Raw genomic sequence first — 19,134 nt, 5'->3', positions numbered from 1 at the left:
CCCTAGCCTGCGCCTCCCTTCTCATCACCGAGGCAATGCGCCTGGCACTCTTCACCGTCGTCGCCCTCGGGTGGTGGGTGGTCCCGGATGACACGATCAACCTCATCGTGCCCGTGGTCGGCGTTCTCGTGCGCCACCGAGTCGTACCGCTCTCGAAACTCCGGTGACCGACTACCGGGGTCCGACCTTCGAAGAAGGCTTCGCCTGGGACAGCAGCGAACGCGCAGACGCCAACTCGTAATCGTCGCAGCCGGAGCCGCGCTGATCGAGCTGCGGCGGGTAGGTCGAGCCGAGCAACTTCGAGCCTCAGTCGCGACCGGCTCCAGCCCATGGCCGCAGGCCTCGATGGTGCGGTTGCCGTAACTGGCGTATCGGCGCGTGTGAATCCGCTCGTGGTTGACCACGTTGACCACGTACGCGCACGGAACCCCGCGGCGATATGTGCGCCTGCATGGTTCCCCTCGGATCCACCACTCCCCAGCGGTTGTTCGGTGGTCCGGCGACCGTCCACGCGAAGTCGCCGCGGCCGAGCTCGTCGGAGGCGTCGGTTCATCACCTCGGCCGGATCGCACAGCGGTTCTGCGCATGAACTATTCACGACGAGTAACGCGGGGGTCGGCCGATGGGAACGCCAGCATCCGGAACGAGGAGGAACCGTCGTGTTTCACTGTGTCGCCCTCATCGCCGCCGCCATCGCGATCGCCGCGTCCGAAGCGGCCGCATGCTCCGCGCGGGTCGGCCCCGGCGCCAACGGAACCGGGACCACGTGGAGATTCCTGGTCGTCGCCGACGCCTCCATCGGCGGAGGTCATTGGCCGCCCGGATCGCAGTGCACACAAGCTGGGCGATCACCGTCGACTGCACGGGCAAGAACGGCCCCGCTGTGAAAGCCTCCGTCGACCGATTCGAGCGGCAGGTTGATCCTGACGGTGCGCTTCCGCCAGCCGAACGAGCCGGACGCTCGGAGCACGCCCCGGAATTTCGCGGCAGTGCGCCGCGCGCGATAGACCGGAAAGCGAGCGCACAGCCTGCGGGGTACCCGGACGGGCGGTTTTGTGTTCAGGGGGCAGAGCGCTCCCGCGAAGGCGGGGTGGTCAGCGTCGCTGGCTTGCTCGTTGCGGGCGGGTGCTCGTTGGCGCCAACCCGAGCGCGACGACACAGACCCCGGCCCGCAGACTCAACCCGGGGTCACGGTTCCGACGCGAAGACATGACGGGTTATCTCGATTCTTCCCGGGGATGCGGTACTCGAGTCCGGAGTACGGCTAGGACGCGGACGTCGGAGTGCCGCGCTGCTTGGCGGCGGAAACAGGCGGCAGCCGATGTCGAGGCCAAGGCTGGAGTTGAGCGCGGTGCCGAAGGAGATTGCTCCCTCGTCGGTTCTGTTGTGGAATACCGGTCCAGCCTGCGAATGGCAGAGCTTGGCCGAAGTCGTCACCAGAGCGGACCAAGGCCTGCTCGCGCTGCTGCTACCGCCAGCCAGATTCGTTGTCCGCGCGGTGAATCAGGCGGCGGACTGCGGGAACTCCGCGACCGGCGCGCCGATCGCGGCTCGGCCGGCGGCGGTGAGGAGTGCGGGGACGCGTTCGCCGGGCCGGCCGGCGCGGAGGGGGACCACCAGGGCGAACCGGGCGAGGCGGTGGGCGGTGAACTGGTCGCAGCACGGCACGCCGTCGATGTAGAGATCCGGTTCGCAGCTGCAGGTCATTTCGGCGCGGCCGAGGCCGACGGCGGTGAGGGTGGCTCGCTCGCGATGGTTCAGCGGGAGGATCTGGGCCGACATGACTGCCTCGCTGGTGGGTTCGCTCGGTGCTTCCTCCCACTGTCCGAGATCCGTCTGGTGCCAGCCAGAGCCAGTTTCGGACCTATTTCCCGGTACCAGTTGAGACCGCTCGCGGCGGCGCCGTCTCGTGCGACGGGCCGCCGCGGGCGGGTGGTCAGAAGCCGTCGCAGGTGGCGGTCGCGAAGTTGCCCGACGCCTTCGCCGTCTTGGCTTCCTTGCCGTCCACGACGACCTTGCAGGCCACGTCTCCGCCCTCGGCGCCGGTGGTCACCGACAGGCTGCCGCCCTTGAACAGGCCCTTCGTGGTGATGTCTTTCGACCACGGCAGGGTCTGCGGCTGGTCCTGGTTGGACGACGCGCTGCCGTCGCCGAAGGTGGTGTAGGTGATCGAGGCGTCCTTCGCGGTGCCGGAGACCTCGTAGTGGACCGTCACGGAGCGGTTCGCTTCGTTGTTGACCTCGTTGACCACCTTGGCGGCCGTCGCGAGCCAGATGATGCACAGCACCAGGCCGATCACCGACAGCACGAGACCGGCGATGGAGAGGCCCTTGTTCGTGGCCTTTCCGGACCGCGTCCGGACGAAGCCGAGCGCGGAGAAGATGATCCCGAGGATCACCAGCGGCCACGCGATGAGCCCGATGACCGGGATGAACGCGAAAATCAGGCCGATCAGCCCGAGCACGAACCCGGCGGTGCCGAGACCGTTCTTCGGCTGGGCCGGATAGGACGGCGGGGCCGCCTGGGGTGCGGGCGGCGGAGGATAGTCAGGGGCGGACATGCGTGCCTTTCGTGATCGAATGTGCACAAACAGGTCGCACCGACGGCCCCGAGTGTTACGCGATCTCCGGAATTAGCGCGGCTTCACGTGCACTCGCTCGCCGTGGAGTCCGAAGAGGATCAGCAGTTCGACCGCGCCTCCGTCGGCCGAGCCGAGCCAATGCGGTTCCGTCGTGTCGAACTCCGCTGCCTCGCCAGGCGGGACCGTCAGATCCTTCGCGCCTACGATTAACCGCAGGTGTCCATTGAGGACGTACAGCCATTCGTAGCCGCTGTGCGTTTTCAATGCGGGTTCCGCAGTTCCGCCGGGGATCAGCATTTTGTACGCGTGCACGCCGCCAGGGCGCCGGGTGAGCGGCACGTAGGTCATCCCGTGCTGGTGGATCGGGCGCAGGTGGACGCGCGGGTCGCCGGCGCGGGGTGCGCCCACCAGGTCGTCGATCGGCACGTCGTAGGCGCGCGAGAGCGGCAGCAGCAGTTCCAGGTTCGCCCGGCGCTGGCCGTTTTCCAGGCGGGACAGGGTGCTTTCCGAGATGCCGGTCTCCGCCGACAGGTCGGCCAGGGTGATGCCGCGCCGGGTGCGCAGGGCTCGCAACCGGGGGCCGACCGCGTCCAGGACTTCGTCGATCTCGCGCATAGCACCCCAGTCTCGCCCAACCCGGGAGACTGGGGTGCGGCCGCGTCAGCTGACCAGTTCGGGAGCCGGTTTCGCGGCACGCCGCGCGGGCGCGGTTTCCGGGAGGATCAGCAGGCAGACCAGGCTGAGCACGAGCAGCGCCGCGAGGTAGTAGCCGACCGCGAGGGCGTCGCCGGTCGCGGCCACGATCCGGTTGGCGATCATCGGCGACAGGCCGCCGCCCAGCACCGCGCCGACGTGGTAGCCCACGCCGAGGCCGGACTGGCGCTGCTCTCGCGGGAACAGTTCGGCGAACCACGTGTACATCGGTCCAAAGAGGATTCCGGTGGCGGTGAAACCTAGGAGCAGTGCGAGGAATACCGAGCTGATCGTGCCCGCCGACGCGATCGGGAACATCACGAGCGCGGCGATGATCGACAGGACCGAGCCGGTCAGCATCACCGGTTTGCGGCCGATCCGGTCGGACAGCCAGGCGGCTCCGACGTTCGCCGCGGCGTGGCACAGCAGGGTGACCGTGGAAATGGTGACGATCGGCGAGCGCGGCAGGCCGAGGCCTTCCGGGGCGGCGGCGGTCGCGTAGGACAGCATGAACGTCACGAGCGCGAAGGTGCAGGCGGTGAGGCCGAGGTTCGCTCCGGCGATCAGCAGCAGCCGTCGCCAATTCGTGCGGAGGACGTCGGCGAGCGGCTTTTTCGCGCGAGTTTCCGCGGCGGCCATTTTCTCGAATTCCGGGCTTTCCGAAACACCGCGGCGGACCCAGATGCCGATTGCCAGCACGATGCCGCCGGCGAGGAACGGGAGTCGCCAGCCCCAGCTCATGACGTCGTCGTTGGGCAGCAGGAGAACCAGGGCGAAAGCCAGGTTCGCCAGCACAACGCCGATCGGGGAGCCGAGTGCGACGAAGGAACCGTAGAGACCGCGCCGTTTTTCCGGCGCGTGTTCGACGGCGAACACGGCCGCTCCGGCACTTTCTCCGCCGCGTGCGGCACCGTGCAGCAGACGCAGTCCGACGAGCAGCAGCGGCGCGGCGATGCCGATCACTCCGTACGGCGGGAGAACGCCCATGCCCAGCGTCGCGAAACCCATCAGCAGAAACGCGGCGTACAGTGCGGTGCGGCGGCCGCGGCGGTCGCCGAGCCAGCCGAAAAGCGCCGCGCCGAGCGGGGCCATCACGAAACCGATGGCGAAAGTCGCGAGGCTCATGAAGGTGCCGAACCAGGCGTTGCCGGTTTTGAAGAACACCGATCCGAACACGAGTGCCGCGGCGGTGCCGTAAATCGAGAAGTCGTACATTTCCAGGGAAGTGCCGACGCCGGCGGCGAATCCGAGCCGCAGCACGCCGGGAGAGTGCGCTTCGTCGCGCTTGGCCATGGCAGGCCTTTCGTCGTCTCGCGCGGAATGCGCGGAGTGTCCGGTGGTGGGGAAACGGTGGACACAGCTTAGGGAAAGCGTGACGAAGGAGGCAAAGTCCGATTTGCGGCGGATTGATAAATAAAATCGATCAATTAATCGACACGACGGCCGGAATCGCGAGGATTCCGGCCGCGTGGCTCAGTACAGTTCGATCACCAGTTTTTCGGAGCGGGCCCGCGACACGCACAGCGCCATCTGGTCGCCGGAAGCCTTGTCGCTGGCCGAAAGACACTGGTCGCGGTGCTCCGGCGTGCCTTCCAGCACCCCGGACACGCACGAGCCGCAGATGCCTTCCTCACACGATTTGAACACCTCGATCCCGTTGTCGGTCAGCACCGACAGAATCGAACGGTCGGCCGGGATCTCGAACACCTCGCCGGTGTCGAGTTCGACGGTGAACGGCCGGTCGCCGCTCGTGTCGACCTCGGCCGCGGTGAAATGCTCGACGTGTATCCGCGGTTCGCCGACCACTGGCGCGAACACGCCGGCGACCTGCTCCATGAACCCTTCCGGGCCGCAGGTGTAGACATGCGCGGAGGAACCGAGTCCCGCTGCTACTTCCGTGAGCACCTCGGGCTGTTCGCCGCGCGGTACGCCGAAATACAGCAGCACCCGATCCCGGAATTCCGCCTGTTCTTCCAGCAGGGAAACAAAAGCCGCCGACTCCCGGCTGCGCGCGAAGTAGTGCAGTTCGAATTCCGCGCCGTCCGCGTGCAGCTGATAAGCCAGGCTCAGCAACGGAGTGATGCCGATGCCGCCCGCGATCAGCACGTGCCGATCGGCGTCCGGGGCCAGGGAAAGCAGGTTCCGGCATTCGCCGATCTCGAGCTTGTCGTTCTCCGCGACGGTGTGCAGCGCCTCGGATCCCCCGCGCGAATCCGGCTCCCGTTTCACCGCGATCAGCAGCGACGACGTGTCGTCCGGCCGTCCGCACAGCGAATACTGGCGCAGGATTCCGGTCGGGCCGGTGACGTCGACGTGCGCTCCGGCGGGATGCGGGTCGAAGGGCAGGCCGTCGGCGCGCACGAGGCGAAGCGCCCGGATCCCGGGCGCTTCCTCGACGACCTCGGCCACGCGGACCACGGTGTTCGGCATCGGCTCTCCGTTTCGAGCGGTTCAGCGCAGGTAAAGGCCGCCGTTGGCGTCCCAGCAGGCCCCGGTGACCGAGGCCGCGCCGGGCGAGGCGAGCAGCGACACCATCCGCGCGATGAACGCCGGGTCGCCGAGACAGCCGACGGGGATGTTCTTCGTGAAGGCCTCGAGGTTGTCCTCGCCGACGATCGACCGCACCATCGGGCTGTCCTGCGGCCCGGGCGACACGGCGTTCACGGTCACCCCGCGCGGCGCGAGTTCCCGCGCGAACACCTTCGTCGCGGACATGATCGCGCCCTTGGACGACGCGTAGTGCCCACCGGTCGCGGTGCCGCCGTTCTGGCCGGCCAGCGACGCCATGTTCACGATCCGCCCGTAGCCCTGTTCGGCGAAGTACGCGCCGAAGAGCTGACAAGCGGTGAAGGTGCCGGTGAAGTTGACCGCGAGAACCGCGTCGAGGTCTTCCGGCGTGATCTCCATCAGCGGCCGCGCCTGCGTACGGGCCGCGTTGTTGACCAGCACCTGGACGCTGCCGAAATCGCGCACGACGTCGTCCTTCAGCTGCGCGAGCGCTGCCCGGTCCCGCACATCCACCGCGTAACCACGGCAGCTGCGGAGTTCCGCGGCAAGCTTCTCGGCCGCTTCGCCGTCGACGTCCGCGATCGCGACGCGGTAACCCTCGGCGTGCAGCTGGCGCACGATCGCTTCGCCAAGACCGTTCGCGCCGCCCGTGACTACCGCGACGTGCGGTTCCGCCGGCGCGTTCACAGCAGGAATCCCGCGGCCGGAACTGCGTCGTCGCTGTTGACCAGCCGGATGACCTTCAACGCGATCCGGTCGCCCTCGGGGCCCTCCGGCGAGAACCGGATGCGGTGCACCAGATCCGCCGCCCACAGGTCGTGGTTGCCGCGCTTGTACGCGACCAGGATCTGCGCTGAACGCAGCACGACTTCGTCGTCCGAAACGGATTCCGGCACGAAGCGCGACACCGTGCGGACCGTGCGAGCGGAATCGACGGCGGCGAGCGCGTAGCCTTCGGTCATCCGCGCGACGCGCATCTGCCGCATCCGCGCGTCGTCGTAAACCATGTTCAGCGAACCGGCGAAATCGTCGGTTTCCCGGTCGATCGGGATGACGTAAATCCCGTCTTCGGTGAAGAGCTTTTCCCATGCGTGGTATTCGGTGCGGTCCAGCAGCTCCGCCTCGCGGTTGACGAGGTCGACGGCGCGCGCGACCCGGGCGTCAGTGGTGGGGACGGTTTCAGTCATCGCCCATCATCTCCTTCCACTGGGCGTACGCGGCGCGCATGCCGGTTTCGTCGGTGACGTGCGAGGTCGGCCAGCCTTCGGGGCTCGCCTTTTCCCTCGCCAGCCCGCGGTTGACCAGGATCGGCAGGTCCGGACCGCCGTGCGCACCGCGCTGCACGCGGTCCCAGCCCTCGGCGTCATCGGGCGTGCCGAAGCCGAACGGGCCCTGGAAGTGCTCGTGGATGCGCAGCCGCTCGCGGTTGACGATGTCCAGCTCCGGCGGTCCGTCCGGACCGATCGCGACGTGCTCGATCAAGGTCTCGTTGACCGAAATCGGCCGCAGCACGCGGAAAAACGCCGCGGACATCGAAACGTTCGGGAACAGGTTGAGGTTGAACCCGGTGCCGTGCATGGCTCGGACGACCTTGCGCACCTGCGCCTCGTCGAGCGTCTTCGACAGTTCGGCCACGACGTGGTCGAACCGGGCCTGCAGCGGTTCGGTGCCGTCGTCGACGTCCAGGTCGGAGTGCTCTGGCACCATCTGCATGACGCTGTGTCCGTTGCCGAGCGCGTGCGTGATCGCCGACGGATCGGTCATGAACGACATCATGTCGGCCGTTTCCGCGTCCACCGAAGCCATCCACGACCGGTGCACGATCGGGAAATGGTAACCGTCGGTGGTGTTCTCCAGCTGGATCTTCCAGTTTCCGCGGAACTTGAACTGGTGCTTGCCCAGCACCTTGATCGGGTAACCGCCGCCCTGCTTCATGAAGCGGTCGATCCACAGTTTCGCGTCGCCGAGGAAGTCCTCCAGGGACTCGCCGTCCTCGGCGAAGGTCGCGAAAACCATGCCGCCGTACGATTCGGTGCGCAGTTTCTTCAGCGACAGTTCGCCCTTTTCCAGCACGCCTTCGTAGCCGTCCGGGTAAGGGATGCCGCGCAGTTTGCCGTCGAGGCCGTAGCTCCAGGCGTGGTACGGGCAGGTGAAGCCGTTCGCCTTGCCGCTCGGCTTCTCGCACAGGCTCGCGCCGCGGTGGCGGCAGCGGTTGAGCATCGTGTGCAGCGTGCCCTTGCGGTCCCGCGTCACGATGACCGGCTGGCGGCCGACGTAAGTGGACTTGAAGTTCCCCGGCTGGGCCAATTCGCTTTCGTGCGCGACCCACACCCACGAACGCTCGAAGATCTGCGTCATCTCGCGTTCGAAGATTTCCGGATCGGTGTACAACCGGGCGGCCACGCGGTCGCTTTCGGCGAAATCCGCGGGAACTGTCGCGTTCTCAGTCATGAGGTCTCCGATTTCAGTCGGGCAGTTCGACGTCTTCGCGGACGGTCAGCGGACGGCCGATCCGGGCTTCGATCTTGGCGAAGCGCCACAACTTGACGCCATTGCTGCCGACCTCCGTCGTGCGCAGCAGATTGCACCCGGCCTTGACGGTTTCCTGGCTGTCGGCATCGGCGAGGATGTAGCAGGTCCACGGCCAGCCGTCGGACGGGCCGACCATGTGCGCGTCGTCGTCGATGTCGCCGATGAAAGTGATGCCCGGCAACGCTTTCAGCTGGTCCATCATGGACACGAACGCCTGCCAGACGTCGCCGATGGTGATGCCGTCGGCGGGCAGGTCGAAGAAGTTCTGGTTGATGCCGATGCAGAAAAGCACCCGCAGGGGCTGCGTGCTCACAGTCGGAGACTCCTCGTCGTGGTGGTGGCTGGTCAGCGGAATCCGGGGCTGGTCGGCGGCTGACCCATGAGCACCGCGCCGGCGGCGTCGTGGATGGCCGGGCCCAGGAACGCATGCTGCTTGGGTACCAGTGCGTCGCCCTGAAGTCCACGCAGCGGATGGGTCGAATAGATCGGCGCGGTGCCGGAAATCTCGACGAGCTTCGACACGACCTCGGACGCCGTCTTCGCCAGGTGCGCGGACGAAAGCCGCAGCTGGGCGTTCTGCTCGTCGGTGGCCTCGTCGCCGGATACGACGGTGTCCCAGACCTCGTGGCTGACCTCGTAGAACCAGGCGCGAGCGGACCGCAGCGCGGCCTCGGCCTCGGCGTATCCGGTGCGGTAGTAAGCGCGGTCGGCGAGTTTCGGCGCACCGGTGACGCCGGTGTAGCCGGCGCCGACGTCGCGGGCGTGGTCGAGCGCGGCCCGCGCGACACCCGCGCCGACGACGGCGAGAACCTGTGCGGCGTAAGCGATTGTGGGGTAGCGGTAGAGCGGTTCGTCCACCGTGGGCGCGCCGCCGCGGATGAACGTCCACTCGCGCGGGACCTCGACGTCGCGCACTACCAGGTCGAACGAACCGGTGCCGCGCATGCCGACGACGTCCCAGTCCTGGACGATTTCGACCTGCTCGGGCCGCAGCAACGCGGTGCGCGGTTTCCCGCCGGTCGATTCGTCGCCCGGGATGCCGACGCCGAGGATGTCCGCGCCCATGCAGCCGCTGGCGAACTTCCAGCGGCCGTCCACGCGGAAGCCGGTTTCGGTCGCCGGGGCGGGCTGGACCGGGAACAGGCCGCCCGCGAACGCGACGTCCGGACCGTCTTTGTACAGCTCGGCCTGCGTCTCCAGCGGAAGAGCGGCGAGGTAGATCAGCGACGAGCCGAAGCTGGCGACCCAGCCGGTCGAACCGTCCACTGTGGAAATCCGCTCGATCAGGCGGAGGAATTCGGCGGGCGGCAGCGGTTCGCCGCCGAACTTCGCGGGCGTGCTGGCCCGGTAGACGCCGAGCTGCTTGAGCCGGTCGACGAAGTCGCGCGGAACGTAGCGCTGCTGCTGGAACTCGTCCTTGCGCTGGGCGAGCTCGGCGAGCACCTCCTCGACGGTGACTTCGCTCATCGCTGCTCCTCAGAATGCCGGTGCGGTGGCACTGACGGTACGAATCCCGCCCTCGCGCGGGAATTGGTAGTGCCTGAGCGGGCGTAGGGGATTTCTTCAGTGCGAGCCGCCAGCCAGGGGCTTTACGCTGAGCCGATGGAAGCGGACCCGCGCGCGCCCGAGCTGACGACGCACGATTTCGTCGCGATGCTGAACGCCAGCCGCACGTGCGTGCTCGTGCACGACGGCGCGACGAAGAACATCCTGTGGGCCAACCCGGCGGCCTGCGAGATGCTCGAATGGAGCGTCACCGAGCTGCGGCCGTTGAAGGCGAACCACATGAGCAGCTCCGCGCAGCAGTACGACCGCGTGATCGGACGGGCGTGGCTGCAGGAGGCGGTCGACAAGGGCGTCAGCCGGATCGAATGGCACTACCGCACGAAATCCGGCCGGGTGATCCCGACGGACGCGGTGGCCACGCGGGTCGAACTGGCCCAGGGTCCGGCGGTGATGGTGCAGTTCCGCGACATCGAACGCGAGCAGGAAATCGAGCGCGAGCTGCGGCTGACCACGTCCTGGGTCGACGCGCTGGCCAGGCAGACGTCGGCGGTCGCACTGATGCTCGACGGCTCGGGCGAGCTGCGGTTCGCGACGGACTCCGCGGTCGCGCTGTTCGGCGCGACGCCGGACGAACCGCTCGGCCGCCTGACCGATTACGCCGGCCTGCGCCTCGACGACCGTCCGGCCACCTGGGAGGAGGTCCGCGAACGCGCGGTGCCGGCTACCCAGGTGCGGCTGGAAATCCAGGGTCGCGTGTGGCTGGAAGGCAGCGTCGAACGGCTTCGAGAGCCTGGTGGAGACGCGTTTCTGCTGCTGCTCTACGACGTGTCCGAACGTGTCCGCGGCGAGGTCCGGCGCGAGCGCGAGCTGCACCGGGAGAACTACCTGGCGCGCTACACCGCGATGGGCGACATGGCGATGGCGATCGCGCACGAGCTGAGCCAGCCGCTCGCCGCCGCGGGCAACTTCCTGGCCGGGGTCCGGTCGCGGACGCTCGACGCCGCGCCGGTCGTGTACGGCATCGACAGCGCGGTCCGGCAGATCGAGCGGGCGAGCCAGATCGTGTCGTCGGTGCGGGCGTTCGTGGGGCATCTGGAGCACGTGGAGCAGGTGGCCGACCTCAACGAGATCGTGGAGGAATGCCTGTATTTCGTGCGGTTGCGAGCCGAACCGGCGGCGATCGAGGTGACCTTCGACCGGTCCGCCGAGCCAGTGCCGGTGCACTGCGAACGCGTGCTGACCGGCCAGGTCGTGCTGAACCTGTGCTTCAACGCGATCGAGGAAATGGCGCAATGCCCGCAGCAGCGGCGCAGCCTGGTGCTCACCACGCGCCGCGACGGCGACACCGGCGTGGTCACCGTGGACGACCGCGGCCGCGGCTTCCCGCGCAATCCGTTCGACGAGTCGTTCACCGCGAAAGAACGCGGCAGTGGCATCGGACTGGCGCTGAGCCACCGCATCATCACCCGCCAGCACGGGACGATCTGGGCCGAACACCGCGCGGGCGGCGGTTCGCGCTTCGGCTTCGCACTGCCCGCGACCGGCCCGGGTTAGGAATTCTTCAGCCGTGCCGGGGAAGTTCTCGATATCCCGCGACCGGTGCGGCTTTGTACGGTCGAGGCAGTCCCGGCCCCAGTACTAGGAGGCACCGTGTCCGAGCTGACCCGGACCCAGCGCGAATTCCGCACCGCGATGGCCAACCTCTCCGCGGCCGTCAACGTCGTGACCACCGCAGGCCCGCACGGCCTCGCCGGGATGACGGTGAGCGCCGCCTGCTCGGTCACCGACAGCCCGCCGACCGTGCTCGTGTGCGTCAACCGGTCGAGCCGGTCGCACGCGATCCTGGTCGGCAACGGCCAGGTCTGCGTCAACGTCCTCGGCCCTGGACAGGAGGACCTGGCGATGCACTTCGCCGGCGCGACGAAGGTGCCGACCGCGGAACGCTTCGACCAGGACTGCTGGGACCTCGACAGCGAGGACGCCCCGGTCCTGCGCGGCGCGGCGGCCTCGTTGGTCGGCCGGATCGTCGCCGAACAGGAACACGGGTCGCATTCGGTGCTGTTCGTGGAGATCGAGAAGGTGCTGACCGCGCCGGACCGCGGCGCCCTGGTGTACTTCCAGCGCCGCTTCCACCGGCTTGCCGCGCTGAGCGCCTGATCGACGCCTGATCGAGGAGAACCCGTGGACCGGATGACCCTGACCTGCTACAACGACACGCACGGCTACGGCTGGCGGCACGTCGACCTCTTCGTGCACGACGAGCACGGCCGCGAACTGGATTGGGTGCACTGGCAGGTCCCGGCCGACGGCCCGGACGCCGCCGACGAGGCCACCGCCCGCGTCGAACCGCTGCTGCGCCGGACGTCGGAGTGGCGGCACGCGGTCAGCGCGAGCGGCATGGACTACTGGACCGCCGACGCCGCCTGGACCCAGCCGTGACCGCCCCGTGGTCGCTGCGCGCGCTGGTCGCTGATCTGGTCGCGGGCCGGACGACGCCGGAAGCCGCTGCGGCGGAAGCCCGTTCCCGGATCGCCGCGGCTTCTTACGACGCTTGGGTTTCGTCCGCCTACTTGCCTTCTTCGCCGGGACCGCTAGGCGGAGTTCCGTTGGGCGTCAAGGACATCATCGACCTGGCCGGACTCCCGACCCGCTGCGGCTCCGTCCTGCGCGCGGACGCCGCACCGGCCACTGTGGACGCTTCGATCGTGCGCGAGTGGCGTCGGGCCGGAGCAGTGCCGATCGGCAAAACGGTCACCACGGAATTCGCTTTCTTCGCACCCGGTCCCACGGGTAATCCGGCGGCACCCGGCCACACGCCCGGCGGTTCCTCCAGCGGTTCCGCCGCTGCCGTCGCCGCCGGACACGTCCCGTTGGCTCTCGGGTCCCAAACCGCTGGCTCGGTCACGCGACCGGCGGCGTTCTGCGGCGTCGCCTCGCTGGTCATGACCCGGGGCCGGTTCCCGGTCGACGGCGTCACCGGCCTGAGCCCGAGCCTGGACAGCCACGGCATGTTCACCGCGACGGTTTCCGATCTGGCGTTGGCCTGGTCCGCGCTGTCGGGCGAGCCGGAAGTTGCTCCCTCTTCCGCGCCGCGATTGCTGGTGTGGTCCTCGGCCGACGTGAGCCCGGCTATGGAAAATGCGGTCGGCACCGCGGTTTCTCTGCTGCGCGCCGCCGGTGCCGTCGTCGACGAATTCCCGGATCCCGCTCTGGTACCTGCTTTGACCGCCGCACACCCCGTGGTGATGGCCTACGAGGCGGCGCGGGAACGTTCGGTCGAGCTTGCTTCCGCGGACCGCCTCAGCGCCCCACTGGCGCAACTGCTCCGTACCGGTGCGGAGATGCCGCGAGCGGAATACGAGGCCGCACTGGACGTCGTCGCTTCCGGTGCCACGCGCCTCGCGGAGATCGTCGGTGGCTACGACGCCGTCCTCGCTCCCGCCGCGCTCGGCTCGGCCCCTGCTGGCTTGGCAGCGACCGGCGATCCCGTGCTCAGCCGCCCGTGGCAAGCGCTGGGCCTCCCGGTCATCGCCGTGCCGGGCCTGCGCGACGAGGCTGGCCTGCCGCTGGGCTTGCAGCTGGTCGGCCGCGCTTCCGACGAGTCCGCGCTGCTGGGCACGGGTCGTTGGGTGGAGGCCGCGCTCACACGGTGACGCGATGGGTGAGGATGTCGCGGACCAGCGTCCCCAGGCTGTCCGCCGACGTCTTCGCCTTGATCCGCGCCCGATGCACGTCCACGGTTTTGACGCTCGTGCCCAGCCGATGCGCGATCGCCTGGCTGGGCATCCCGTCGACCACCAGCCGCAGCACCTCGCGCTCGCGCTGAGTCAGCGTGTCGAGCCGAGCCCGGACCGCCTGCCGCTCCGCATGCTCCGCGAACCGGCGGCGGGCCTCGATGAGCTGCGTTTGGACCACCTCGACCATGCGCTGTGCCTGGTAAGGCTTCTCCAGGAAATCGACCGCCCCCGCGGTGAGCGCGCGGACGGACATCGGAATGTCGCCGTGCGCGGAACAGAAGATTAAAGGAGCCGGACAGTCGATTTCCGCGAGTTTTTCCTGCAATTGAAAACCGCTGATCGCGGGCATGCGCACGTCGACGATCACGACCGCGGGCTCAGCCGGATCGAACTCGTCGAGGAACGTCTGGGCGTCCGGGTACGTGAGAGCTTGCACGCCGACGCTCTCCAGCAGGAAAACCAGGGACTGCCGGAGGTCCTCGTCGTCGTCCACCACGTGCACGACCGGGTCGTCGCTCATGGCTTCATCAGCACCGAGGCCGAGGGATAGTCGCTGGCCCAGCCTTCCGGCAACGGGGCGATGAAGACGTTTTCGGTGCGAGTACGGGTGATCCGCCAGGTGTCGCCGACCCGCCGGAACGCGTTGTTCAACCGGCTGGACCGCAGGAGCGCTTTCCCGTCGGAGAACAGCCACGGCTGCATGTGGATCCATTGCCCGGTGGCCTCGTCGCCGTCCACGTGAATTTGCTCGGAGGTGAGATAATGCGCGTTCAGCAGAAGCTCGGGGTCTTTCTTCTCGCCCCAGAAGCGCTGAAAATGCGCCCGGATGGCGTCCGCGCCTTCCGCTCGCCCGAACTGCCCGTCGTAGTACTCGCCGACGCCCTCCCAGACCGCGTCCTCGGTGTAAAGCTCCATGATGAGGTCGATCCGCTCGTCGTCGTTGTTGACGCCGAACTCGGGGCAAGGCGTGTCGCAGAGGAACATGTAGCGCGCCTGCACGCGGCGGATCTCCGCCTCGGCCTCAAGCACCCCGACCCGCCTCGCCAGCCCCGCGACAGCCTCCTCCAACGCGGCCACCCGCCGGTCCGGGCTGCCGTCGGATAGTGCGCGGTGCTCGATCGACATCGTTTTCCTCACCAGAGAACTCGTGACGTTGGCGGTTCAGTGCCGGGGCCAGCCTTTCGGTGCGGTTTTCGGCCCGTTGACAGGGTAACCGGACCGCGCCGGGCGTTGGCAGCTTGTGACCAGCCTCTGCCGGGGCCGGAAGGGTTGTCAATCGAATCGGGGAGTTATGCGCGGCGTGTTTCAACGGGCGGGTGGGGGTTATCAATGCCGTTTGGCGGACAACGTCTTGGGGGCCGCGCTTGGTGGGGTTCTGGCCGGAGCGGGGTGCGGCGGGCTGATCGGGGCGTGCTGATTGTGACCAGAAGGGTTGTCGTGCCCGGAGTGCCCTCGGTTGTCGACGGGCAGGAAGCTGCCGCTCCCCGGGTGCCTTGGGCGCTGGCGGGCGGAGTTTGCCTGGAGTCTCGGCTGTGGCGGGGGACGTGACCGTTTCGCGGGTGCCTTGGGCGTGGTGGATGAGCGCGTTGTTTCGGCGGGTGTGGTGGTGGTTGGCGGCTGGGGAGGTTGTTGTTTCGGCGGGTGTGGTGGTGGTTGGCGGCTGGGGAGGTTGTTGTTTCGGCGGGTGTGGTGGTGGTTGGTGGGTGGGGAGGTTGTTGTTTCGGCGGGTGCCGTGGTGGTTGGCGGCTGGGGACGCTGTCGTTCTCCCAGCCGTGGTTGGCAGGCGGAGACGTTGCTGTTTCTCTGGAGCGGTGCTCGTCGGTGGGCCTGGACGCTGCCGTCCCCCGTGATCGCCTGGCCGCTGTCGGGCGTGCCTGGCCGCCGCCGGGCGGTGCCGGGCCGCAGATTATGCAGCACTCGCGGGGTCCGCGATAACGTGGCGATATGTGCGTCTCCACTGGTACCGGTCGTCGCCGATGAGCGCGGCCCAGCGGGCTGATGCCCGGGAGAACCGGGAGCGGATCGTCGAGATCGCCCGCGAAGCGGTCGCTTCCTCGGGGGAGTTGCGGCTGAACGCGGTGGCCAAGTCGGCCGGCGTCGGGCAGGGCACGCTCTACCGGCACTTCCCCACCCGCGAGGACTTGCTCGCCGAGGTGTACCGGCAGGAGGTCGAGGACCTGGTCGCGCTGGCCCCGGAACTGCTGGCTGCTTATGAACCAGTCGAAGCGCTGTCCCGGTGGTTCGACCGGATCGCCGAATACGCCCGAGTCAAACGCGGCGTCTTCGCGGCACTGGAAACCGCGGTGTGGAAAGGCCTGTCCGAAGAAAGCCACGGCCCGCTCGGCGACGCCATCACCCTCCTGCTCGACGCCGGAAAGTCCGCGGGAACCATCCGCCCCGACATCGACGCCCGCGACCTGTTCATCCTCTCGGGCTACCTGACCCGCTTGGACGACGACGAGTGGGATTCCCGCGCTCGGCATCTCCTGGACGTCCTGCTGCAAGGCGTCCTGTCCCGCTGAGCAAGCCCCTTGGTCGCGGCGCGGGCGACGGAGATCTGCTTGCAAGGCAACGGATCCGCTGGCGACAGGCGGGATACACCGGGCAGTGCCGCACGGCTACGCGACGGGACAGCGTGGTGTGGTCGCTTGACGGGTGGGGCGGTAAGCCCGCCGACAGATTTGAGTCGCCTGGCGATCGTCGTGGGACAGGGCTAAGCGCAGAGCGGCAAAACCTGCCGAAAGCTAAGAAGATTCAGCCCGAGATCTGACGAAGGCTGCGGCGTCCGATGTGGTGTCCATAGTGGACGGGCCGCTCGCGGATGCGGTCGGCCCAATCCCCCCAGATTTCCCCAGTGCTTCCCCGGTGGTGTCGTCGTTCAGGAGGCGACGGCCAGGCGGACCCGGCGGTCGCGGGCGTACGAGACCAGTTCGCGGACCTCGTCGGTGGTGATGATGCGGACCGCGTCTTCGAGGATCTCGGCCGTGGCCACCTGCAGCGGCCAGGAACGCAGGCCGGGCGCGGGTTCGTGCCAGAACCACTGGCCTTGGGCGAGATCTTCGGCGGCGACGGTGGGTGCGTCGGTGTTCATGCCTGCAGCCTAACTTGCACCACCGACAGAAAATCGCTCTACCGGACATCCCGGGACGACCCACTATGAACCGCAAGAAATGAATGCGGATTCGGCGATGATTCCTGCTGGTCGAGAGGATGCGCGCGGACCGTCGGGTGGCGTGGGTCACGCGGTCTTTCCCAGTCCGCGCGGGGTCGGGGGCCGGGTGCGAAAGTAGGGGTGGTGATCTGGTCCCGCCTGCCGGCCGGTTCGCGTGGGTTTTGCACGGTCGCGCGGCCTGCCCTAGGCTTCGCCGGTCACCGCGCACACACCGGGGGTTTCCGGGACGAGAGGAACGGTGCGAATGGCTTTGCGCGACCCCGAGGCGTACCGCGATGTCGATCTGCCGACGATTCTCCGGATGGAGCGGCGGCTTCCCTGGTACGGCTGGCCGCACCTGCCGCTGGGGCTGCTGGTCTGTGTGGCCGCGATCCTCGCCGCCTACCGGGTTCCGGTTTCGTACCACCTGACGACCGCGCTGGTCGCGGGCGGCGGCGTGGTCGGCGGTTTTTCCGGGTACGGCTGCGGGCTGGTCATGGTCAGCACGCCGGATCTGGTCCAGACCGGCTACCTCAACTGGCGGCGCACCCGGGTGCTGCGGGCCTTGCTCATCGTGCTCGGCGGGTTGTCCGCGGCGTCGATGGCGGTCGTCGTCGCGTGCCATGTTTCTTTGCTGGCCGGGTCTTCCGACCAGCATCCGTTCCGGCTTTCGGTGCAGGCCGGGTTGTACTTGCTTCTCGTGGTCGCCAACACCGTCCTCGCCGGGCTCGAGGCGTGGCAGTTGTCGAAGGTGCTGCGCGAGCCGGTTGCCGAGGCCGCCGCGGAGCCGGCCGGGCCGGTGCGGGTCCGGCTTGGCTGAACTGTCTACATCGGACTGAGTCAGCGCCTGCGCAGCAGTACTTCTTGCGTCACCGAGGCGACGAGTCGTCCGTCGGTAGTGAAGAACTCGCCGTGGGTCAGGCCTCGGGTGTTCGCGTAGCTGGGGCTTTCCATGTCGAACAGCAGCCATTCGTCCGCGCGGAACGGGCGGTGGAACCACACCGCGTGGTCGAGCGACGTCAGCTGCGGTTCGCCCGGGTCGGCGCGGTGGGGCAGCAGCGCGGTGCCGGCCAGGCGGATGTCGGAGATGTAGGTGAGCGCGCAGACGTGCGCCAGCGGGGCGTCCGGCAGCGCGTCCTTCGCTCGCACCCAGATCTGCTGACGCGGGCCGCGGCCGGTGTCGGGCAGTCCGGTTTCCGGGTTGCTGACGAAGCGGACCTCGATGGCGGACAAGACGATCGGCGAGCGGTCCTGCTCGACGACGCCTGCCTCGTCCGGGGCGGGGACGTCCGGCATCCGCGCTTGGTGCGCACTGCTTTCCGCCTCCGTCTGGAACGACGCGGAAAGGCTGAAAATGCTCTCGCCGTTCTGGATCGCGACGACCCGGCGCGTGGTGAACGAACCGCCGTCGCGGGTGCGCTCGACCTCGTAGATGATCGGCATGTCGGTGCGGCCGCCGCGGATGAAATAGCCGTGCAGCGAGTGCACGTGCCGCGCGGAGGGCACGGTCGCGCCGGCCGCGGTGAGCGCCTGCGCCGCGACCTGACCGCCGAACGCCCGCTGCGGCGAACCCTGGTGGCACCAGCCGCGGAACAGGTTCAGCTCGAGCGGTTCGAGCTTCAGCAGCTGGTCTAGCCCGGTCCGGGTCGGATCGATCGTCGTCACCCGGTCAGTCTAAGCGCTTGCTCAGTCGGTTCGCGGGGTGAGCAGCGCCGCCACCGCGGCTGGATCCTCGACGTGCGCGTTGTGCCCCAGCCCGGACAGGACCACTGCCTCGGGATCCAGGGCGCGCAGTTGCTCGGGACGGCACATCGGATCGTTCTCGCCGGTGGCGAGCACCACAGGGCAGCGCGCGGCGGCCAGGAGCCCTGGCATATCCGGACGGCCGACGCCGAACGCGGGCGGGTCCAGGACCAGCCGCCAGCCGTCCGCGGTCTCGGTGACGCCGTCCGGGTCGGCCGGAGCCAGTCCGGTCAGTCCGGCGATCTTCAGACAGGCGGTTTCGGCCTCCTCTCGGGTGTTGAACAGTCTTGGTGGACGGGCGGCCATCGCGGCGGCACGGGCCAGGTCGTCTTCGCTCCACTCCACCTTGATGCCCACCGCCAGCACGCTGCTGACGTCGAGCCCGTAGCGCCCGCTCGCCAGCTCCAGCGCGACGACACCGCCGAGCGAATGGCCGAGGACAGCGACCGGGCCGGACTCGTCCAGCGCTTTAGCGACCGCGGCCGCGAGTGCCTCGAACGTGTACTCGGGCAGCCGCGGCGAGCCGCCGTGGCCGGGCAGGTCCGGCGCGAGCAGCCGCCGGCCGAGCTGGCCGGTGAGGCCGTCCCAGACCGCGCCGGTGGCGCCGAGCCCGTGCAGGAGCAGGACCGGCGGTTCGCCTTGTCCGGTGACGCGCAGCTTCAGCTTTTCCACCGGACGGATCT

22 protein-coding genes are annotated in these 19,134 nt (G+C 68.5%); 7 read left to right on the top strand and 15 right to left on the bottom strand.

The annotated features are described in order from the left end of the window. Window positions 1-35: 35 nt before the first annotated feature. Window positions 36-167, top strand: coding sequence for a hypothetical protein (locus tag CU254_RS44720; protein WP_255409784.1), 132 nt, complete (start codon window positions 36-38; stop codon window positions 165-167). 1,336 nt (window positions 168-1,503) lie between these two features. Here CU254_RS44720 and CU254_RS35900 read toward each other — a convergent pair. From CU254_RS35900 to CU254_RS35855, 10 genes are all read right to left on the bottom strand, one after another. Continuing rightward, the gene (locus tag CU254_RS35900) at window positions 1,504-1,782 is read right to left on the bottom strand and encodes a hypothetical protein (RefSeq protein WP_009084189.1); all 279 of its coding nucleotides are present in this window, start codon (window positions 1,780-1,782) and stop codon (window positions 1,504-1,506) included. A 154-nt stretch (window positions 1,783-1,936) separates the two neighbouring features. Next, window positions 1,937-2,560: a DUF4190 domain-containing protein gene (locus CU254_RS35895; RefSeq protein WP_037715912.1), complete on the bottom strand. Its 624-nt coding sequence runs from the start codon at window positions 2,558-2,560 to the stop codon at window positions 1,937-1,939. Between the two features lie 72 nt (window positions 2,561-2,632). Next, window positions 2,633-3,196, bottom strand: coding sequence for a helix-turn-helix domain-containing protein (locus CU254_RS35890; RefSeq protein WP_009084187.1), 564 nt, complete (start codon window positions 3,194-3,196; stop codon window positions 2,633-2,635). Window positions 3,197-3,241: 45 nt separating this feature from the next. Next, complete coding sequence (locus CU254_RS35885; RefSeq protein WP_009084186.1) at window positions 3,242-4,567, bottom strand: MFS transporter; 1,326 nt, start codon at window positions 4,565-4,567, stop codon at window positions 3,242-3,244. Between the two features lie 180 nt (window positions 4,568-4,747). Beyond that, on the bottom strand, window positions 4,748-5,704 hold the full coding sequence (locus CU254_RS35880) for a PDR/VanB family oxidoreductase (RefSeq protein ID WP_009084185.1): 957 nt from the start codon (window positions 5,702-5,704) through the stop codon (window positions 4,748-4,750). A gap of 21 nt (window positions 5,705-5,725) precedes the next feature. Next, on the bottom strand, window positions 5,726-6,469 hold the full coding sequence (locus tag CU254_RS35875) for an SDR family NAD(P)-dependent oxidoreductase (RefSeq protein ID WP_009084183.1): 744 nt from the start codon (window positions 6,467-6,469) through the stop codon (window positions 5,726-5,728). Beyond that, window positions 6,466-6,969, bottom strand: a complete 504-nt coding sequence (locus CU254_RS35870) for an aromatic-ring-hydroxylating dioxygenase subunit beta (protein ID WP_009084181.1) — start codon at window positions 6,967-6,969, stop codon at window positions 6,466-6,468. The genes CU254_RS35875 and CU254_RS35870 overlap by 4 nt, the downstream gene beginning before the upstream one ends. Beyond that, the gene (locus CU254_RS35865) at window positions 6,962-8,233 is read right to left on the bottom strand and encodes a Rieske 2Fe-2S domain-containing protein (protein WP_009084179.1); all 1,272 of its coding nucleotides are present in this window, start codon (window positions 8,231-8,233) and stop codon (window positions 6,962-6,964) included. The genes CU254_RS35870 and CU254_RS35865 overlap by 8 nt, the downstream gene beginning before the upstream one ends. Window positions 8,234-8,246: 13 nt before the next feature. Further along, window positions 8,247-8,627 (bottom strand): hypothetical protein, encoded by a 381-nt coding sequence (locus CU254_RS35860; RefSeq protein WP_037715910.1) that lies wholly within the window; start codon window positions 8,625-8,627, stop codon window positions 8,247-8,249. 32 nt (window positions 8,628-8,659) lie between these two features. Then, window positions 8,660-9,781, bottom strand: a complete 1,122-nt coding sequence (locus CU254_RS35855; protein ID WP_009084174.1) for an acyl-CoA dehydrogenase family protein — start codon at window positions 9,779-9,781, stop codon at window positions 8,660-8,662. Between the two features lie 135 nt (window positions 9,782-9,916). Between CU254_RS35855 and CU254_RS35850 the strand changes: the two genes are divergently transcribed. The 4 genes from CU254_RS35850 to CU254_RS35835 all read left to right on the top strand — a co-directional run bounded on the left by CU254_RS35850 (window position 9,917) and on the right by CU254_RS35835 (window position 13,473). Then, entirely contained in the window at window positions 9,917-11,374 is a 1,458-nt protein-coding gene (locus CU254_RS35850; protein ID WP_037715908.1) for a PAS domain-containing sensor histidine kinase, read from the top strand. 96 nt (window positions 11,375-11,470) lie between these two features. Further along, the gene (locus tag CU254_RS35845; protein ID WP_037715906.1) at window positions 11,471-11,977 is read left to right on the top strand and encodes a flavin reductase; all 507 of its coding nucleotides are present in this window, start codon (window positions 11,471-11,473) and stop codon (window positions 11,975-11,977) included. Window positions 11,978-12,010: 33 nt separating this feature from the next. Next, on the top strand, window positions 12,011-12,259 hold the full coding sequence (locus CU254_RS35840; RefSeq protein ID WP_050788511.1) for a hypothetical protein: 249 nt from the start codon (window positions 12,011-12,013) through the stop codon (window positions 12,257-12,259). Further along, a complete protein-coding gene (locus tag CU254_RS35835) occupies window positions 12,256-13,473 on the top strand; it encodes an amidase (protein ID WP_037715904.1) in 1,218 nt (405 codons plus the stop codon). Before CU254_RS35840 ends, CU254_RS35835 begins: the two co-directional genes overlap by 4 nt. On the opposite strand, the gene CU254_RS35830 is transcribed toward CU254_RS35835, so the two are convergent. After that, window positions 13,463-14,077, bottom strand: coding sequence for a response regulator transcription factor (locus CU254_RS35830; RefSeq protein WP_009084166.1), 615 nt, complete (start codon window positions 14,075-14,077; stop codon window positions 13,463-13,465). The two genes, CU254_RS35835 and CU254_RS35830, sit on opposite strands and share 11 nt — an antisense overlap. Next, on the bottom strand, window positions 14,074-14,682 hold the full coding sequence (locus CU254_RS35825; protein WP_078561003.1) for a nuclear transport factor 2 family protein: 609 nt from the start codon (window positions 14,680-14,682) through the stop codon (window positions 14,074-14,076). Before CU254_RS35825 ends, CU254_RS35830 begins: the two co-directional genes overlap by 4 nt. 851 nt (window positions 14,683-15,533) lie before the next feature. Between CU254_RS35825 and CU254_RS35820 the strand changes: the two genes are divergently transcribed. Further along, window positions 15,534-16,079 carry a TetR/AcrR family transcriptional regulator gene (locus CU254_RS35820; protein ID WP_037715902.1) on the top strand — a complete coding sequence of 182 codons (546 nt, stop codon included), beginning with the start codon at window positions 15,534-15,536 and terminating at the stop codon, window positions 16,077-16,079. A 356-nt stretch (window positions 16,080-16,435) separates the two neighbouring features. Here the strand turns inward: CU254_RS35820 and CU254_RS35815 are convergent, their stop codons facing one another. Continuing rightward, on the bottom strand, window positions 16,436-16,648 hold the full coding sequence (locus tag CU254_RS35815; RefSeq protein ID WP_009084161.1) for a hypothetical protein: 213 nt from the start codon (window positions 16,646-16,648) through the stop codon (window positions 16,436-16,438). A 325-nt stretch (window positions 16,649-16,973) separates the two neighbouring features. Between CU254_RS35815 and CU254_RS35810 the strand changes: the two genes are divergently transcribed. Further along, window positions 16,974-17,528, top strand: a complete 555-nt coding sequence (locus CU254_RS35810) for a hypothetical protein (protein WP_037715899.1) — start codon at window positions 16,974-16,976, stop codon at window positions 17,526-17,528. A 20-nt stretch (window positions 17,529-17,548) separates the two neighbouring features. Here the strand turns inward: CU254_RS35810 and CU254_RS35805 are convergent, their stop codons facing one another. Both CU254_RS35805 and CU254_RS35800 read right to left on the bottom strand, forming a co-directional pair. After that, on the bottom strand, window positions 17,549-18,373 hold the full coding sequence (locus CU254_RS35805) for an acyl-CoA thioesterase II (RefSeq protein ID WP_009084158.1): 825 nt from the start codon (window positions 18,371-18,373) through the stop codon (window positions 17,549-17,551). A gap of 21 nt (window positions 18,374-18,394) precedes the next feature. Then, window positions 18,395-19,123, bottom strand: coding sequence for an alpha/beta fold hydrolase (locus CU254_RS35800; RefSeq protein WP_009084156.1), 729 nt, complete (start codon window positions 19,121-19,123; stop codon window positions 18,395-18,397). Between the last annotated feature and the right edge of the window lie 11 nt (window positions 19,124-19,134).

Origin of the sequence: Amycolatopsis sp. AA4 (assembly GCF_002796545.1) — a bacterium.
Classification (GTDB): Bacteria; Actinomycetota; Actinomycetes; order Mycobacteriales; family Pseudonocardiaceae; genus Amycolatopsis.
Note: the sequence above shows the minus strand (reverse complement) of the source record. Positions and strands in the feature narration are given on the sequence as shown.

What these genes read in the sequence shown, in the direction of transcription:
- CU254_RS44720 (WP_255409784.1), top strand. Translation starts at nt 36, where the DNA reads ATGCGCCTGGCACTCTTCACCGTCGTCGCCCTCGGGTGGTGGGTGGTC.
- CU254_RS35900 (WP_009084189.1), bottom strand. Translation starts at nt 1,782, where the DNA reads ATGTCGGCCCAGATCCTCCCGCTGAACCATCGCGAGCGAGCCACCCTC.
- CU254_RS35895 (WP_037715912.1), bottom strand. Translation starts at nt 2,560, where the DNA reads ATGTCCGCCCCTGACTATCCTCCGCCGCCCGCACCCCAGGCGGCCCCG.
- CU254_RS35890 (WP_009084187.1), bottom strand. Translation starts at nt 3,196, where the DNA reads ATGCGCGAGATCGACGAAGTCCTGGACGCGGTCGGCCCCCGGTTGCGA.
- CU254_RS35885 (WP_009084186.1), bottom strand. Translation starts at nt 4,567, where the DNA reads ATGGCCAAGCGCGACGAAGCGCACTCTCCCGGCGTGCTGCGGCTCGGA.
- CU254_RS35880 (WP_009084185.1), bottom strand. Translation starts at nt 5,704, where the DNA reads ATGCCGAACACCGTGGTCCGCGTGGCCGAGGTCGTCGAGGAAGCGCCC.
- CU254_RS35870 (WP_009084181.1), bottom strand. Translation starts at nt 6,969, where the DNA reads ATGACTGAAACCGTCCCCACCACTGACGCCCGGGTCGCGCGCGCCGTC.
- CU254_RS35865 (WP_009084179.1), bottom strand. Translation starts at nt 8,233, where the DNA reads ATGACTGAGAACGCGACAGTTCCCGCGGATTTCGCCGAAAGCGACCGC.
- CU254_RS35855 (WP_009084174.1), bottom strand. Translation starts at nt 9,781, where the DNA reads ATGAGCGAAGTCACCGTCGAGGAGGTGCTCGCCGAGCTCGCCCAGCGC.
- CU254_RS35850 (WP_037715908.1), top strand. Translation starts at nt 9,917, where the DNA reads ATGGAAGCGGACCCGCGCGCGCCCGAGCTGACGACGCACGATTTCGTC.
- CU254_RS35840 (WP_050788511.1), top strand. Translation starts at nt 12,011, where the DNA reads ATGACCCTGACCTGCTACAACGACACGCACGGCTACGGCTGGCGGCAC.
- CU254_RS35830 (WP_009084166.1), bottom strand. Translation starts at nt 14,077, where the DNA reads ATGAGCGACGACCCGGTCGTGCACGTGGTGGACGACGACGAGGACCTC.
- CU254_RS35825 (WP_078561003.1), bottom strand. Translation starts at nt 14,682, where the DNA reads ATGTCGATCGAGCACCGCGCACTATCCGACGGCAGCCCGGACCGGCGG.
- CU254_RS35820 (WP_037715902.1), top strand. Translation starts at nt 15,534, where the DNA reads ATGAGCGCGGCCCAGCGGGCTGATGCCCGGGAGAACCGGGAGCGGATC.
- CU254_RS35815 (WP_009084161.1), bottom strand. Translation starts at nt 16,648, where the DNA reads ATGAACACCGACGCACCCACCGTCGCCGCCGAAGATCTCGCCCAAGGC.
- CU254_RS35810 (WP_037715899.1), top strand. Translation starts at nt 16,974, where the DNA reads ATGGCTTTGCGCGACCCCGAGGCGTACCGCGATGTCGATCTGCCGACG.